At 70.0% G+C, this 14,781-nt stretch carries 11 protein-coding genes; 2 read left to right on the plus strand and 9 right to left on the minus strand.

From position 1 onward, the window contains the following. Positions 1-211: 211 nt before the first annotated feature. From ACWIHT_RS35790 to ACWIHT_RS35815, 6 genes are all read right to left on the minus strand, one after another. Complete coding sequence (locus ACWIHT_RS35790; protein WP_456172490.1) at positions 212-2,017, minus strand: RICIN domain-containing protein; 1,806 nt, start codon at positions 2,015-2,017, stop codon at positions 212-214. 23 nt (positions 2,018-2,040) lie between these two features. After that, positions 2,041-4,197, minus strand: coding sequence for a beta-galactosidase (locus ACWIHT_RS35795; RefSeq protein ID WP_456172491.1), 2,157 nt, complete (start codon positions 4,195-4,197; stop codon positions 2,041-2,043). 52 nt (positions 4,198-4,249) lie between these two features. Then, positions 4,250-5,176 (minus strand): carbohydrate ABC transporter permease, encoded by a 927-nt coding sequence (locus ACWIHT_RS35800; protein WP_456172492.1) that lies wholly within the window; start codon positions 5,174-5,176, stop codon positions 4,250-4,252. Then, entirely contained in the window at positions 5,173-6,090 is a 918-nt protein-coding gene (locus ACWIHT_RS35805) for a carbohydrate ABC transporter permease (RefSeq protein ID WP_456172494.1), read from the minus strand. Before ACWIHT_RS35805 ends, ACWIHT_RS35800 begins: the two co-directional genes overlap by 4 nt. Positions 6,091-6,160: 70 nt before the next feature. Beyond that, the gene (locus ACWIHT_RS35810; RefSeq protein WP_456172495.1) at positions 6,161-7,558 is read right to left on the minus strand and encodes an ABC transporter substrate-binding protein; all 1,398 of its coding nucleotides are present in this window, start codon (positions 7,556-7,558) and stop codon (positions 6,161-6,163) included. A 357-nt stretch (positions 7,559-7,915) separates the two neighbouring features. Beyond that, positions 7,916-9,067, minus strand: a complete 1,152-nt coding sequence (locus ACWIHT_RS35815; RefSeq protein ID WP_456172496.1) for a LacI family DNA-binding transcriptional regulator — start codon at positions 9,065-9,067, stop codon at positions 7,916-7,918. A 367-nt stretch (positions 9,068-9,434) separates the two neighbouring features. Here ACWIHT_RS35815 and ACWIHT_RS35820 point away from each other — a divergent pair, with 367 nt between their 5' ends. Next, the gene (locus ACWIHT_RS35820) at positions 9,435-11,240 is read left to right on the plus strand and encodes an ABC transporter ATP-binding protein (RefSeq protein WP_456172497.1); all 1,806 of its coding nucleotides are present in this window, start codon (positions 9,435-9,437) and stop codon (positions 11,238-11,240) included. A 7-nt stretch (positions 11,241-11,247) separates the two neighbouring features. Here ACWIHT_RS35820 and ACWIHT_RS35825 read toward each other — a convergent pair whose 3' ends face one another. Next, positions 11,248-11,871: a hypothetical protein gene (locus ACWIHT_RS35825; RefSeq protein WP_456172498.1), complete on the minus strand. Its 624-nt coding sequence runs from the start codon at positions 11,869-11,871 to the stop codon at positions 11,248-11,250. A gap of 161 nt (positions 11,872-12,032) precedes the next feature. Here ACWIHT_RS35825 and ACWIHT_RS35830 point away from each other — a divergent pair, with 161 nt between their 5' ends. Then, positions 12,033-12,815: an alpha/beta fold hydrolase gene (locus ACWIHT_RS35830; RefSeq protein ID WP_456172499.1), complete on the plus strand. Its 783-nt coding sequence runs from the start codon at positions 12,033-12,035 to the stop codon at positions 12,813-12,815. A 10-nt stretch (positions 12,816-12,825) separates the two neighbouring features. Here the strand turns inward: ACWIHT_RS35830 and ACWIHT_RS35835 are convergent, their stop codons facing one another. Beyond that, positions 12,826-13,482 carry a response regulator gene (locus ACWIHT_RS35835; protein WP_456172500.1) on the minus strand — a complete coding sequence of 219 codons (657 nt, stop codon included), beginning with the start codon at positions 13,480-13,482 and terminating at the stop codon, positions 12,826-12,828. Then, positions 13,479-14,780, minus strand: a complete 1,302-nt coding sequence (locus ACWIHT_RS35840) for a sensor histidine kinase (RefSeq protein WP_456172750.1) — start codon at positions 14,778-14,780, stop codon at positions 13,479-13,481. The genes ACWIHT_RS35835 and ACWIHT_RS35840 overlap by 4 nt, the downstream gene beginning before the upstream one ends. Position 14,781 lies beyond the last annotated feature (1 nt).

Here is a 14,781-nt window from a genome sequence, read left to right on the forward strand (position 1 = left end):
GCTCGGCGACGGCCAGTTCCGCGCCGTCGGCGACCCGGACCACCACCGCCCGCCCCGACAGCGTGCCGTAATCGACCCCGACGACGTAGGTGTCGAGGTTCGCGCGGTCCTCGTGGGGTGCGTTCACAACCGGCCGTCCTTCTGCTGATCGGTGATTCGATGTGCCCTGGCGGGCCTGGCCGATGGGGCCAGGCCCTGTCTCAAGAGGGGTCTACTGGACGAGTTCCCAGTCCTGCGAGCCGTCCGTGAGCGCTGTCTGTAGGGTGAGTTGCGCTCCGGCGGCCGCGCCGGTCAGGTACAGGCTCGTGTTCTTGACGGACTGCAGTTTGTAGAACCCGTCGCTGGTCTTGACGAGGTTCCAGCTGCCCGTGTTGCTGTTGTCGACCCACTGGCCGATCTTCTGGCCGGCGGTGGCGCTGCCGGTCCAGATGGCCGCCGCCCGGCCGCCCGCCTTGTTCAGCAGGCTCACGCCGCCGCTCGGCTCGGTCGTCACGTGCCAGTACTGGGTGTCGGCGTTGGCCGCCGAGCCAGGGGCCTCCAGCCGGACGTCGGGGACGTCCGCGTTGCCGATGTTCGCGTCGTTGGTCTTGTTGCCGGTCCCGATCACTTGGTCGGTCTTGCGGTTCACCAACTGGTAGTAGGCGCCGTCGGAGTGGCCGAGGTCGACCTCGGCGAACTTGAGGGTGGAGGTGCCCTGGTTGTTGAGGATCACGACACGGCCGGTGCTCGTGACGTACTGGAGGTTGCGGCTGTAGCCGGCCGCCGAGGTGGTCTGGTACTCCTTCCAGGTGCCGTCGCTGCGCCCGGTGTCATTGACCCAGACGTTGCCGCTGCTCGCCGAGTTGTAGACCAGGCGTCCGCCGGGCTCCCTGATGAGGACCGGGCTGCCGCCTGTGGCGAGGGCGTGCGAGCCTGTGTCGAGCGGCAGCGAGGTGACGGCTGTGCCGGTGGCGGAGCCGAGGAAGAACTTCAGCGGGTTGTCGGCGACGACATACCTGGTGTTGGCCCCTCCACCCCAGTACTCGAAGGTCAGCATCCACTTGCCGTCCGCCGTGCGGACCACGTTCGCCATACCCGGCCGGCCGCCGCCGATCTCCGTCTTGCCGCTGCCCATGTCCTGGTTCAGCCCGGCGATGTCGACGACGGTGGAACTCCACGCGGCACTCGTGCCGTCCCAGGTCCGGTGCGCGAGGATCTGGCCGTGCGAGTCGGTCGCGGTGTCGTTGGCGGGGTCCAGGGTGGCGACGCCGGTGGTCGCGTCGAAGCTGGTGTAGTCGTTCTCGTCGGAGTAGTAGCAGACGAGCTGGCCCTTGTAGACCATCAGGTAGGGCTCCCAGACGGGGTCCACCTGGTTGTTGGTGTTCGCCGCCGCGATGTTCTGGCCGACCGCGCCCGCGCTGCCGCCCTGCCAGCCGCCGGTCGCGACGACGTTGACGACCTTCCAGGTCGCACCGTCGTCGGTGCTGGAGTACAGCGCGATCGCCACGTCCTTGCGGTCGCCGTCGTTCGTCGGCGTCCAGCTCGCGTCGGCCGCCTTGTGCTCCTTGTAGTAGTAGTCGTCGCCCGACACGACACTGGCGAGGAGGAGGGTGCCCTGCTTCAGGTTCCCGACGTCCTGGGGGAGCGTGTAGAGGTAAGGGTTGGTCCAGTTGCTTGTGTACTTCGCGTACTGGGGGTCACTGGAGAGGTACGCCGGAGCCTTGACCTCCGACAGCGCCTGCCAGGTCGTGCCGTGGTCGTCGCTCTTGTACACCGGGAGGGTCTGCCCGTCGGCGCTGCCCGACGCCGTCACGACCGTCGACTTCTCGAAGGACGCGACGAGTCGGCCGCTCGGCAGCTCCGCCGACTTCGGATAGATCGCGCAGTTGCCCCGCCCCTTCAGACACGCCTCGCTGCCGAGTTGGTAGAGAGTGCCGCCTGTCGGGTTGTACGCCTGCGCACTGACCATGGGTATGGCAAGGATCGCGGATGTAGCAGCAAAGGTTGCGAAGGCTCGTCCAAGCCGTCTTCTCTGCATGGCCCCTCCTCAGGGGAGTTGGTTCACGATCGGTTGGCTGTGTCGGAGACGAGGACGCGTACGTCCCAGGCGCCGAGGTTCAGGGCCGAGCCGGTGACGACCGCGTCGCCGGTCAGGGCGTCGGTGAGGTCCGCCGGGGCGGGGACGCTCGCGGGCTCCCAGCTCCAGTTGTGGACGATGTGGACACGGCGGTCGTCGGGTGCGGTCCCGGTGGTCGCGGTGACGGTCGGGGGAAGGTCCTGCCAGCCGCTGCTCGCGGCCGGGGAGAGCCACTCGGCCAGTGCCCGGGCGAGGTCACGGTCCGGTGCCGTGCCGACGCAGGTGATCCGGCCCGCGCCGTGACCGCGGGTGGTCACCGCGGGCCAGCGGCCGTAGTGCGGGTGCTCGTAGGCGGCGAGGACCTCGGCGTCGACGGCGGTGAGGCCCTCGATCCACCGCGTGGCATGGGCGTTCGCGGGTATCTCGAACGGGCCGCCGGGCACCGCGCGCACCGGTACGTCCTGCGTGAGGTTGCCGAACTCGTCGTACCGCACGCCCGCCGCCGCGACCAGCCGTCCGGGGGCCGGTTCGTGGCGGGCCCGTGCCTCGTGGTCGGCGTAGCCGGTGCGCGGGCCGAGGACCAGGTGGCCGCCGGCGTGGGCGTACGCCTCCAGCCAGTCGAGCGTGGAGTCGTCGACGACATACAGGGCCGGGGCGACGAGAACCGGGTGGCGTTCTACGGCCTCCTGCGGTGTCATCCCGTCCCGCTCGCCGCGCGGATCGTGCAGCTGGCGGGCGTGCACGATGCGCACCTGGCGGCCCGCGTCGAAGGCGCCGCGGTAGAAGGGGTCGAAGAACCGGTGGTAGGCGGCGGAGTCCGGCTCGCCGTCGGCGTTCGCCAGCGGCGGGTACTTCTGCATCAGCCACTTGCTCGGCGTCGAGTAGACCATCGTGATGTCCGCGTCCGGTTCGAGACCGGCGACGAGCGGGCCCGCAGCGCTGAACTCCGCGCCGAGACGGGCGATTTCGGCATAGGTACGGCCCGGCTGACCGCTGTGCGGGAGGACTCCGCCCCAGTAGGTCTCCGCGCCGAAACGCAGCGTCTGCCACTGCCAGTACTCGATCATCCGCGCCCCGCGCGCGACATGCGCCCAGGCCGCCTGGCGCCATTGGCCGTCGTAGCCGGGCCGGTTGTCCCAAGCGAAGCCGATGCTCTGGGCGTTGGTCTCGGTGACGAGGAACGGCTCCTGGCGCGAGGAGAACATCCAGTCGGCCGTCTGGTACATCGACCACACCCCGGTGGTCTTCCACTGCTGCTCGTGGTCGTCGGGCGTGGGGTCGGGAAGGAGGAGGCCGTCCTGCATGTCGTAGTACGGGTTGCCGGAGGCGATGTCGAGGCGGTCCGACAGCTCGTCGTCCTCAACTCCCTTGCGGGTGTACGAGATGCAGGTGGTGACGAACTGGTCCGGCTGGGCGTACTCGCGGACGAGGTCGGCCTGCCAGCCGATGAACTCGGTGACCTGGCGGGCCTGGAACTCCCGCCAGGCGACGTCGTATTGAGGCTGTTCGTTGCCGTCCGGGGTCCACAGGTCGGCCCAGGTCGACAGGCGGTGGGACCAATAGACCAGTCCCCACTCGCGGTTGAGGGTCTCGACGTCGCCGTACTTCTCCCGCAGATGGTCCACGAAGCGCTGGAAGACGCCGTTGTTGTGGAGGAGGTGCAGGCCCGGCTCGTTGTCGACCTGCCAGCCGATGACCGCCGGGTGGTCGGCGTACCGGGCGACCATCTTGCGGATGATCCGCTCCGCGTGGAAACGGAACGCCGGGTGGGTGAAGTCGATCTCCTGGCGGGCGCCCCAGCCGAGGCGCTGCCCGGTGGCGTGCTCGGCGGTGATCTCCGGGTACAGGCGGACCAGCCACTGCGGGGCGGCGTAGGTCGGGGTGCCGAGGACGACGGAGATGCCCCGCTCGTGGGCGCCGTCCAACACCGGTTGCAGCCAGTCGAGTTCGAACCGACCGTTCTCGGGCTCCCAGGTCGACCAGACGGACTCGCCGACCCGGATCACGGTGAAGTGCGCCTCGGCCATCAGGTCCAGGTCGGTCTTGAGCTGTTCGTCGGGCCGCGCGATGGAGCCGTAGGCGGGCGTGTACTCGTGGTAGTACGCGGCACCGAACAGGACGCGGGCAGGCAGAGCCGCCATGGGGGGAAACCTCCGGGGAAACGGGAAGTGGTACGAGGGACGCGGACGCGCGCTACTGCTTGACGCCGCCGGACGCCAGGCCGCTCTGCCAGTACCGCTGGAGCATCAGGAACGCCACGACCAGCGGGACGATCGAGATCAGGGAGCCGGTCACCACCAGCGCGAGCATGTCGCTGCTGGAGCCCGCCCCGCCGTTCTGGGCCTGCGCGGCCCACGAGGAGAGGCCGACGGTGACCGGGTACAGGTTCGGGTTGTTCAGCATGATCAGCGGCAGGAAGTAGTTGTTCCAGGTCGCCACCAGCGTGAACAGCAGGACGGTCACCAGACCAGGACCGAGCAGCCTGAGCACGATCCGGAAGAAGATCCGCGCCTCGCCGGCGCCGTCGATCCGGGCGGCCTCCAGGATGCTGTCGGGTACGGCGTCCTCGGCGTACACCCGCATCAGATACAGGCCGAACGGGTTGACCAGGGACGGCAGGATGACGGCCCAAGGGGTGTTGACCAGGCCCGCCTTGGCGAACAGCAGATAGGTCGGGATCGCCAGCGCGGTGGCCGGGACCATCACGGCGCCCACGACGAGGTTGAACGCCACCCGGTCGCCGCGGAAGCGGAACTTGGCGAACCCGTAGCCGCCGGCCGCCGCGAGCAGCGCGGCCCCGACCGAGCTGACACCGGCGTACATGACCGTGTTCAGCAGCCAGCGTACGAAGACGCCGTCGTCCTGGGCGAAGGTGGCCCTGATGTTCGTCAGCAGTTGCGGGGCGTGCGAGAACCACAGGCCGAAGGTGTTGAAGAGGTCCTGGGTGCTCTTGGTCGAGGCGACCAGCAGCCACAGCAGCGGCAGCAGGAAGTACGCCAGGACGGCCAGCATGACGATCGTCAGCGGGGTGCTGTGACGCTTCCTGCGCCGCTTGCTCGCGGTGGCGGGGACACGCTTCGCCGACGGAGCGAGGTCGGCCGTGGGAAGGGTGGTCGTCATGATGTCCTCCTGCGGTTGGCGGTGAGCAGGACGGCGTAGGAGACGATCACGATGACGAGGCCGAGGAGGAAGGACACCGTGGCCGCGTAGTTGACCTGCTGTCCGGTGAACGCGAGCGTGTAGGCGTAGAGGTTGGCGGTGTAGGAACTGCTGATCACGTCCGGGGCGATGCTCATCAACAGCTTCGGCTCGTTGAAGAGTTGGAAGCTGCCGATCACCGAGAACAGCAGGGTGAGCATCAACGCGGGCCGCAGGGCGGGCAGTTTGATGGACCAGGCGATGCGCCAGGCGCCCGCCCCGTCCACCGCGGCGGCCTCGTACAGCTCCTCGGGGACGGTGCGCAGCGCGGCGTACAGGATGATCATGTTGTAGCCGACGAACTCCCAGGTCACGATGTTCGACAGGCTGCCGAGCATCCAGCTGTCGCTGAGGAAGTCCGGGGCCGGCAGGTGCAGATCGTGGCTCAGCTGGGCGAACGGGCCGAAGTCCGGTCCGTACAAGTAGCCCCACATGAGTGCGGCGACCACGCTCGGCACGGCGTACGGGACGAAGATGCCGAGCCGGATCACCTTGGCGAACCGCAGCAGCCCGCTGTCGAGGGCGAGCGCGAAGAGCAGCGCCAGCAGCAGCATCAACGGGACCTGGATCACGAAGAACAGGGCGACGCGTACGACACCGTGGATGAGCTGGGGGTCGCCCAGGGCCCGGACGTAGTTGTCGAGTCCGACGAACGCCGTTCCGCCGATGAGCCGTTCCTGGAAGAGGCTCAGATAGGCGGCGTAGCCGAGCGGGGCGAGGAAGAGCAGCAGGAACAGCGCCATGAAGGGTGCGACGAACAGTGGCCCTGCCGACCGGCGGCGGCGCGCGCCGCCGCGCCGGCCCTTGGGGGAGGCCGCGGTTGTGGCAGTCATCATCGGGCCTTTCTGAGGGGTGGGGTGTGCCGGGGGGCGGGTCCCGCGCCGCCGCGCGGGACCCGGCGCGCCGTCAGGACGAGTGGACCGTGAAGCCCTGGGTCTTGGCGTACGTGGTCAGCCGCGTCTGCCAACTGCCCAGCGCGCGCACCGTGTCGGTCTTGTCGGCGAGGGACTTGCCGACGGTCTCGGTCCAGTCGGTGGCCGCCTGGTCGAGGAACGGGGGCCACTGGAAAGAGGAGTTGACCGTGGAGCTGATGTCGGCGAAGACCTGGTTGACCTTCTGGCCGCCGTAGAAGGTCGGGGAGTCCGACACGAAGTCGGCCTCCGTGAGCAGGGCCTTGGTCGCCGGGAAGAAGAACTGCTCGGTGGCGAACATCTTGGCGCTGGCCGGGTCGGTGTTGAGGAACTGCGCGAACACCGCCGCCTGGATGGGGTTCTTGGTGGACCGGATGACGGCGGTGGTGGAGCCGCCCCAGTTGCCGGAGCTGGGCTTGGCCGCGTCCCACTGCGGGAGCGGGGCCGCGCGCCACTTGCCGGCGGTGGCCTTGGCGGAGCCGGAGAGGAAGACCGGGCCCCAGGCGGCGGTCAGCCAGGTCGCGTACTTGCCCTTGTTGAGGGCCGCGTACCAGGAGTCGGTGAAGTCCGGCTCCACGCCGATGACTCCGTCCTTGGCGAGCCCGCCCCAGTACGCGCCGAGCTTCTGGGAGACGGCGTCGTCCACACCGATGGTGATGTCGCTCTTGCCGGACATCGCGTAGGGCTTGGCGCCCGCCTGCCACAACAGACCGTGCCAGGCGGCGACTTGGTTGGCGGCGAGGTTGGTGAGGTAGACGTCCGGGTCGGCCTTGTGCAGCTTGCGGGCCGCGGCGGCGAACTCGTCCCAGGTGGTGGGGACTTCGATGCCGTGCTTGTCGAAGATGTCCTTGCGGTACAGCATGCCCATCGGGCCGGTGTCCTGCGGGATCGCCCAGATCTGGCCGCCACTGCCGGTGACCTGGCCCCAAGTCCAGTCCACGAACGTCGACTTGAGGGCCGAGGCGCCGTAGGGACGCAGGTCCAGGAGGCTGTCGGTGATGGTGAAGGTCGGGATGGCCTGGTACTCGATCTGCACCATGTCCGGGGCACCGCTGTTCGCCTTGAGGGCGGTGCGCAGCTTGGTGTACTGCGGGGTGCCCTGACCGGCGTTGACGACCTTGACCTTGACGGCCGGGTACTTCTTCTCGAAGAGCGCGACCTCCTTGTCGATGTTCGGGACCCAGGTCCAGAACGTCAGCTCGGTCGGCGTCTTCATGGCCTTGTCGATGTCGGCCTGGCTGACCGGCTTGCTGGACGTGGTCGAGCCGCCGGAGCCGCTGCCGCCGCAGGCGCTGAGGGTGACGCCGAGCGACAGGGCGCCGGTCGTGGCGAGGAAGCCGCGACGGCTCATCGAGAAGGGGCCGGGCGTGGACGAAGAGGTGTTTCTGGGCATGGTGAACTCCCGCCGGTGGCGAAGTTGACGGCACGCCTGGCAAGGGCGTGCGGAGGCGTGATGGAGGAGGGCGCGGACGCGCCGGCCGAGGAGCGGACGCCGACGGGGTCGGGCACGCGTCCTCGTGGACCGGGCCGACGACTTCTCCGGATGCGGAGAGGGCGGTCGTGGCCGAGGAAGAAGGTGGTGAGCCGGCGACGGAGACGGTGGGGGCGAGGCGGCTCGCCGTCTGTCGGCTTCAGGAACGCCCTTGCCTGGCAAGGGCGTTCGGAGGGACGGGGCGTGACCGGGACCTGCGGCTCGTCCTCTGGTCACGCACCGGCCGTGCGCTCGTGCTGTCCGGGCTGGCCGGCGTCGTCACTGGTGGGTGGCCGGGCCTCCGTTCGACAGCGGAGCGCTGCGCGCGCCCACGCGGGTACGGGCGGCGGTACGTCTGCCGCGGGCCGGGGTCGTCCGGCCGGGCGGCGGCGCGGTCGAGGTACGGATGATGAGGTCGACCGGCGGGGGACTCGTCGGTAAGGGAACCGAGTTCGGGTTCTCGATGGCGTGCACCAGACGCTTGAGCCCTTCCTGCGCCACGGCGTCGAACGGCTGACGCACCGTGGTCAGCGGAGGAGTCACATAGGCGGCGACCGGGATGTCGTCGAAACCGACGACACTGACGTCCTCGGGGACGCGCAGTCCGGCCTCCGTCAGCGCGCGGATCAGTCCGATCGCCATGTCGTCGTTGGCGGCGAACACCGCGGTGACCCCACCGTCCTCGGCCAGTTCGCGCCCCGCCCGGTACCCGGACGCGGCCGACCAGTCGCCCTCGACGGGCGGCGGTACGGCCCTGCCGTGCGCGGTCAGGGTGGCCCGCCAGCCGTCGAGACGGTCCCGCGCGGCGTACCACCGCTGCGGGCCCGCGAGGTGATGGACCGTCATATGGCCGAGTTCCAGGAGGTGTTCGGTGGCGGTGTGGGCCATCAGGTCGGCGCCGTCGCCCGCGGTCAGCACGAGCCGTGCGGAGACCGGCGAGGGTGCGCCGAGGACCAGGATCGGAACGTTCAGACGGGGAGCGGCACTTCCGTCGTCCCGGGGGATGCCCTCCTCTTCGATCGGCTCGGAGATGACGATGCCGTCCACGCCCTGATCGAGGAGCGAGTCCACGGCACCGGCCATGCCCGCCGGGTCGCCTTCCATCGTGTTGACCACGCGCAGCGCGTAGCCGGTGTCCCGGACGACCCGCTCGACCCCCATGAGCAGCGAGGCCGGACCGTACAGGGCCGTCCCCAGCGTCACCACGCCGATCGAGCGGGTGCGTCCGGAGGCCAGTGCCCGGGCGGCGTTGTTGCGCCGGTAGCCGAGTTCTTCGGCGGCTTGGAGAACGCGCCGGCGGACGTCGGCGGAGACGTACTGCTCGTCGTTGAAGACCCGCGAGACCGTCTTCTGCGAGACCCCGGCCAGGCGCGCGACGTCCACGCTGCGCGGAGCCGCGGTGTTCCCGCTCCGCGCTGTCCCTCGCGTCATGGTGTCTCCCGATGGCCGGTTTCTCCGTCTGGCTGCGCAGTCATGTCTGCGCTGTCATGTCTACGCAGTCATAAGGCTGTCGTCAAGAGTCCGGAACGCATCCGTAACTTCGGGACCGGCGTTCGCAGGGCATGGGTCAGCCGGGTAAGTGACTCGGTAAGGGAACATCATCCAACCCTCACCTCCCTTCCTGAGTTCGCCAACTACCGCCCCCGTACTACCGGTTGCCAACTCCGAGAAAGGGGAACGACGTGTCCTTCGCGAAGATCACCCTGGCCAAGAAGGCCAAGAAGAAGGAGTGCGCCAAGGAGGCGCATCACAAGCACCACGAGAAGAAGCACCACCGCAAGCACAAGAAGCACGGCAAGTGACGGCTGTGCCGGGGTCCGCCCGTCCGCCTGACATGGACCCCGGCACGCCTTGGGACTGGACGGCGGCAGCGGAACACCACCCGTCCCGTATGCGGCACGCCCGCGTCTCCCCGCTCGCCGCCTTCCGCACCTTCTGGCCCCTGGTCCGCGGCAACCGCCTCGCCGTCCTCTCCTCGGCCCTGCTCCTCATCGCCGCGTCCGCCGCCGACGCCGTCGCGATCGCCATCGCGGGCTGCCTCACCGACGACGTCCTCGCCCCCGGCGACCTCGACGCCTTCTGGGGCCCGGCCACGCTCTGGCTGAGCTTCGCCGTGGCGGGCGCCGCGGCCTCAGCCGCGGGCAGCTACCTCTCCGGCTGGACCAGCGAACACTTCCTCCTGGGCCTGCGCGACCACGTCTTCGAACACCTCCAGCGCATCCCGCCGGACACCCTCGACCGCTACGGTACCGGCGACCTGGTCACCCGCCTCACCGGCGACATCGAGGTCGTGGAGACCCTGGTCGCCTCCGCCCCCGTCGAGCTGATCACGTCAGCCGCGGGCGCTCTGGTCTTCGCCGCCGCCGCGTTCCGCACCAGCTGGCAACTGGCGCTCATCACCCTCGGCGCCGCCCCGCTGATCTGGCTCGGCGCCCGCGTCTTCGGCACCCTCATGCGCAGCGCCACCCGCGCGGAACGCGACAGCAACGGACGCCTCGCCTCCCTCCTGGAGGAGAGCCTCGCCAACATGCCGCTCGTGCAGGCCTACGGCCGTCAGCGCGCGGAGAGCAGCAAGGTGCACCGCGAAGGACGCACCTGGATGCGGGCCGGGCTCCGCCAGATCCGGCTGTCCTCCGTGTACGGCCCGCTGGGCGAACTCCTCGAAACGCTCAGCGTGTTGGCGGTGATCGGCGCCGGGGCGTGGCAGATCTCCGAACACCACCTCACCGTGGGCGGCCTGCTCTCCTTCGCTGCTTTCCTCAGCTACCTCCACCCGAGGCTCCAGGAACTCGGCGAACTCCTCGTCGGCGCCTCGACGGCCACCGCCGCCTGCGAGCGCCTGATCGAGGTCCTGCGCACCACCCCCGAACCCACCTCCCGCCCCGACGCGCGCCCACTCCCCGAACCCGTACGCGGCGCCGTCACCTTCCAGGACGTCGGCTTCTCCTACCCCGGCGCGCCGGGCCCTGTCCTCGACCACGTCCAACTCGACATCCCCCCGGGCCTGTTGGTCGCCGTCACCGGCCCCAGCGGCGCCGGTAAGTCCACCCTCGGCAAACTCCTCCTCCGCTTCCACGAACCCACCCGGGGCCGCATCCTCCTCGACGGCCGGGACATCGCCGAACTCCCGGTGGACGAGGTGCGCCGCCACATCACCCTGCTCCCGCAGGACAGCATGCTGTTCGACGACACGGTCCGCGCGAACATCGTCTACGGCCGTCCGGACGCCGCCGACAGCGAGGTGCTCGCCGCCGCCGTCGCGGCCGACGCGCACGGATTCGTCAGCGCGCTGCCCGAGGGCTACGACACCCCGGTCGGCAAGCACGGCAACAACCTCTCCGGCGGCCAGCGCCGCAGGATCGCCCTGGCCCGCGCCATGCTGCGCACCGCCCCCGTACTCGTCCTCGACGAACCCACGACCGGCCTCGACGACGCGGCGACCGCCCGCATCATGGCGCCCCTCCGCCACCTCTCCGCCGGCCGTACGACCTTCCTCATCACCCACGACCGACGGCTGGCCGCCCTGGCCGACCTCGTCCTCCACCTGACCGACGCCACAGCCGTACTGACGGCACCCGAACAGATCGCGACCGAGGCGGCCTGAACACGCCCTAGAGGTTCGGCGGTGGCACGGCAGCAGGCAGGTCCAGCGCGCGGCCGAGGGCCCGGACGACGGGGACGGCGTATCCCGACAGGTGCAAAGGGGCCCAGACGGCGGCCAGTTGGAGGAAGTCGGCGAGATCGCGCTCCGCGCCGGCGAGCAGGCCGCGCAGCTCGGCGACGGGCAGTTCGATCACCGGGCTGCCGTCGTCCTCGGCGTCGACGGTCAACCGGACGACGTCGCCGTGGCGTTCGGCGACGGGCGAGGGATCGTGCCCGAAGGAAGCCCAGCCGTCGCCGTCGACGACCTCCCACCAGTCGCGGCGCTCGTCCAGCCCGTTGCAGCAGCCGGGCAGCAGCGTCGTACCGGTCGTCGTGTCCGTGATCCGCAGGCCGCCGGACGCGAAGAGGCCGTCCATGGTGAGCAGTCCGTGCAGGAAGGTGCCGAGCGGGTCGGTGTCGCTCTCGGGCGCGGCGGTGTTGCCGTCGGCGATATGCGTCACCGCCGCGCCCACCTCCGCCGGAGTGAGCCCGCCGTGCAGCGGCAGAAAGCCGTAGGGCACGGACTCGGCGACGGGCCAGAGGGCGAAGCCGGCACGGGCGCGCGTTTCCAGGACGGGCTGTACAACGATCACCCGAGAAGTCTGCGGTACGCCTGTTCGTGCCTGCTCCCTCGTCGATCTCGATCTCGTTGCGGATCACGGCCGGGGACGGCAACTCCCTTGTGTTCAGGGCAAGATCCGGATCACCCCGGTCAACGACCGTGTCGCTGGCTGCCGCACTCCAGGAGAGGTCCATGCCGAAACTCGAACTCGACGGCGCGGTACTCGTGTACGACGACGAAGGCCCCCGCGACGGAGCCGACGCGCCGCTGGTGTTCATTCACGGCTGGACGGCCAACCGGCACCGCTGGGACGACCAGTTCGCGCACTTCGCGGCCGAACGGCGCGTCGTACGGCTCGACTTGAGGGGGCACGGGGAGAGCACGGGGGCGGGGTCGCGGACCGTCGACGCGTTGGCCGCGGACGTCGTCGCGCTGCTCGACCACCTGGAGGTCGAGCGGTTCGTGCCGGTCGGGCACTCCATGGGCGGGATGATCGCGCAGACCCTGGCCCTCGCCCATCCCGAGCGGGTCGAGCGGATGGTGCTGGTCGACTCGATCAGCCGCATGACGTACAGCTGGGCGCGCGGTGTACTGCTGGCGGTGTCCACGCTGCTGCCGTTCAAGCTGTTCGTCGCCGCCAACATCCAGCGCGCCTTCGCCCCCGGCTACCCCAAGGACAAGATCCGCCAGTACATCGAGGCCTCCGCGGCCACGCCCCGCGAGGTCGTCATGACCTGCTACGGCGCGATGCGCGCGTTCGACGTCCTGGACCGGGTGCACGAGATCACCGCGCCCACGCTCATCGCGCACGGCTACCACGACATCCAGCTGCCGCTCTCCCAGATGCTGCGGATGGCGAACGCCTACCCCGACGCGGTCGTCCGGATCGTCGACTGCGGTCATGAACTGCCCGTGGAGAAACCGGCCGAACTCACCGCGCTCCTCGGCAAGTTCGTCACCGCGCCGACGGGCTGAGGACCAGAACTCAGGCCGGCCGTACCAGCCCCGCGTCGTACGCGAAGATCACCGCCTGGACCCGGTCCCGGGCGCCGATCTTGGCGAGGATGCGGCTGACGTGGGACTTGACGGTGGACTCGGCGAGGCAGAGGCGTTCGGCGATCTCGGTGTTGCTCCAGCCCGAGGCCATGACGGTGAGGACCTCACGCTCGCGGTCGGTGAGGGTGTCGAGGCGGCGGTCCTGCTCGGGGGTGCGGCCGGGCATCCGGTCGCCGAAGGCGTCGATGAGCTTGCGGGTCAGGCCGGGGGAGATGACCGCGTCCCCGGCGGCCACCGCACGGATGCCCGCGACCAGTTCCTCGGGCAGCGCGTCCTTGAGGAGGAAACCGCTGGCCCCGGCGCGCAACGCGGCGTACGCGTACTCGTCGAGGTCGAAGGTGGTCAGGACGAGGACGCGGGAGCGGCCCCCGGACCGCACGATCCGGCGGGTGGCCTCGATGCCGTCCATACCGGGCATCCGTACGTCCATCAGGACCACGTCGGGGCGGAGTTCGGCCGTCAGCCGGACCGCCTCGACTCCGTGCGTGGCCTCGCCGACGGTGCTCAGGTCGGGGTACTGCTCGATGAGCATGCTGAAGCCGAGGCGCTGCAATGCCTGGTCGTCGACGATGAGGACGGTGGTCATGCCGGGTGCTTCTCCATGAGGTCGGGGGCGGTCGAGGTGGGCAGGAGGAGACCGCGGACGGTCCAGCCGCCACGGGAGTTGGGGCCCGCGGCGACCTGTCCGCCGTAGAGCGCGGCCCGTTCGCGCATGCCGACCAGGCCCTTGCCCTGCTCGTCGGTGCCGGGGGTCAGTCGCGGGCCGGTGTCCTCGACGGTGAGGTGCACGGCTTCGGAGTCGGCCGCGACCGTGACCTCGACGGTCGTGTCCGGTGCCGCGTGCTTGAGCGTGTTGGTGAGGGCTTCCTGCACGATGCGGTAGACGGTGAGCTGAAGTCCCTGGGGGAGACCGGTGAGTTCGCCCTTGAGACGCAGGATGGCGGCGGGGCCCGCGGCCCGGACCCGCTCCATCAGAGGGCCGAGGTCGGAGAGTCCCGGCTGGGGCGCGAACGGGGTGTCGTCGGGTTCGTCGTCGTGGATGACGGAGAGCAGTCTGCGCAGTTCGGCCAGGGCGCCGCGCCCGCTCTCCGCGATGATCCGCAAAGTGTCCGCGCCCCGCTTGGGTTTGCTCTCGGCGAGTCCGGCGGCGCCGCCCGCCAGGCCGACGATCACGGCGAGGGTGTGGCCGAGGATGTCGTGCATCTCCCTTGCCACGCGGGCGCGTTCACCGGCGGCGGCCAGCCGGGCCCGCTGGTCGCGCTCCACCTCAAGACGGACGGCGTGTTCCTTGAGGGCCTCGATGTAGGCGTTCACGAGTTTCCCGGCCAGGCCGAGCGCGGCCATCGACAGGATGGCGACCACGGCCAGGAACACGAGTACCGGGGTACTGGCCTGCTTGTCCGACCCCTTGAGGCCGTCGAAGAAGGCGATCGACACAAAAGTCTGGAGGAGGTTGTACACGACGCCGACGGCCAGCTGGCTCGGAGAGCCGAAGCGCCCCAGGTTGAGCAGGGCCACCAGCTGGGTCGCGCTCGAACCGGAGTCCACCCTCAGGGCGAGGCACATCTCCGAGAGGACGACCAGGGAGACGAACACCAGCACCGGCCGCTGCCTCCGCCACAGCAGCGGCACGGTGAACCCCGCGGTCACCGCCAGCATCAGCACGAACGCGGGGACGGAGTCGTGGGCGGCCCGCATCAGGCCCGGGATCCCCGCCAGCGCGTAGCAGGCGGGCACTCCCCACAGCCTGACCCGCGGATGGGCCGTGTCGGCCTGCCGCACCCGCCCCAGCCAGGTGAGCAGCCCGACGACCGCGCGGTACTCGGAGTCGCCCAGCCGGGCCCCTCCCATCAGGCTCTCCGGCATGAGAGACCGGGCCGTCATC

It is taken from the genome of Streptomyces sp. NPDC002276 (assembly GCF_053891435.1).

Coding starts and splice junctions, on each gene's coding strand:
- ACWIHT_RS35790 (WP_456172490.1), bottom strand. CDS start 2,017: ATGCAGAGAAGACGGCTTGGACGAGCCTTCGCAACCTTTGCTGCTACA.
- ACWIHT_RS35795 (WP_456172491.1), bottom strand. CDS start 4,197: ATGGCGGCTCTGCCTGCCCGCGTCCTGTTCGGTGCCGCGTACTACCAC.
- ACWIHT_RS35800 (WP_456172492.1), bottom strand. CDS start 5,176: ATGACGACCACCCTTCCCACGGCCGACCTCGCTCCGTCGGCGAAGCGT.
- ACWIHT_RS35805 (WP_456172494.1), bottom strand. CDS start 6,090: ATGATGACTGCCACAACCGCGGCCTCCCCCAAGGGCCGGCGCGGCGGC.
- ACWIHT_RS35810 (WP_456172495.1), bottom strand. CDS start 7,558: ATGCCCAGAAACACCTCTTCGTCCACGCCCGGCCCCTTCTCGATGAGC.
- ACWIHT_RS35815 (WP_456172496.1), bottom strand. CDS start 9,067: ATGACGCGAGGGACAGCGCGGAGCGGGAACACCGCGGCTCCGCGCAGC.
- ACWIHT_RS35830 (WP_456172499.1), top strand. CDS start 12,033: ATGCCGAAACTCGAACTCGACGGCGCGGTACTCGTGTACGACGACGAA.
- ACWIHT_RS35835 (WP_456172500.1), bottom strand. CDS start 13,482: ATGACCACCGTCCTCATCGTCGACGACCAGGCATTGCAGCGCCTCGGC.
- ACWIHT_RS35840 (WP_456172750.1), bottom strand. CDS start 14,780: ATGACGGCCCGGTCTCTCATGCCGGAGAGCCTGATGGGAGGGGCCCGG.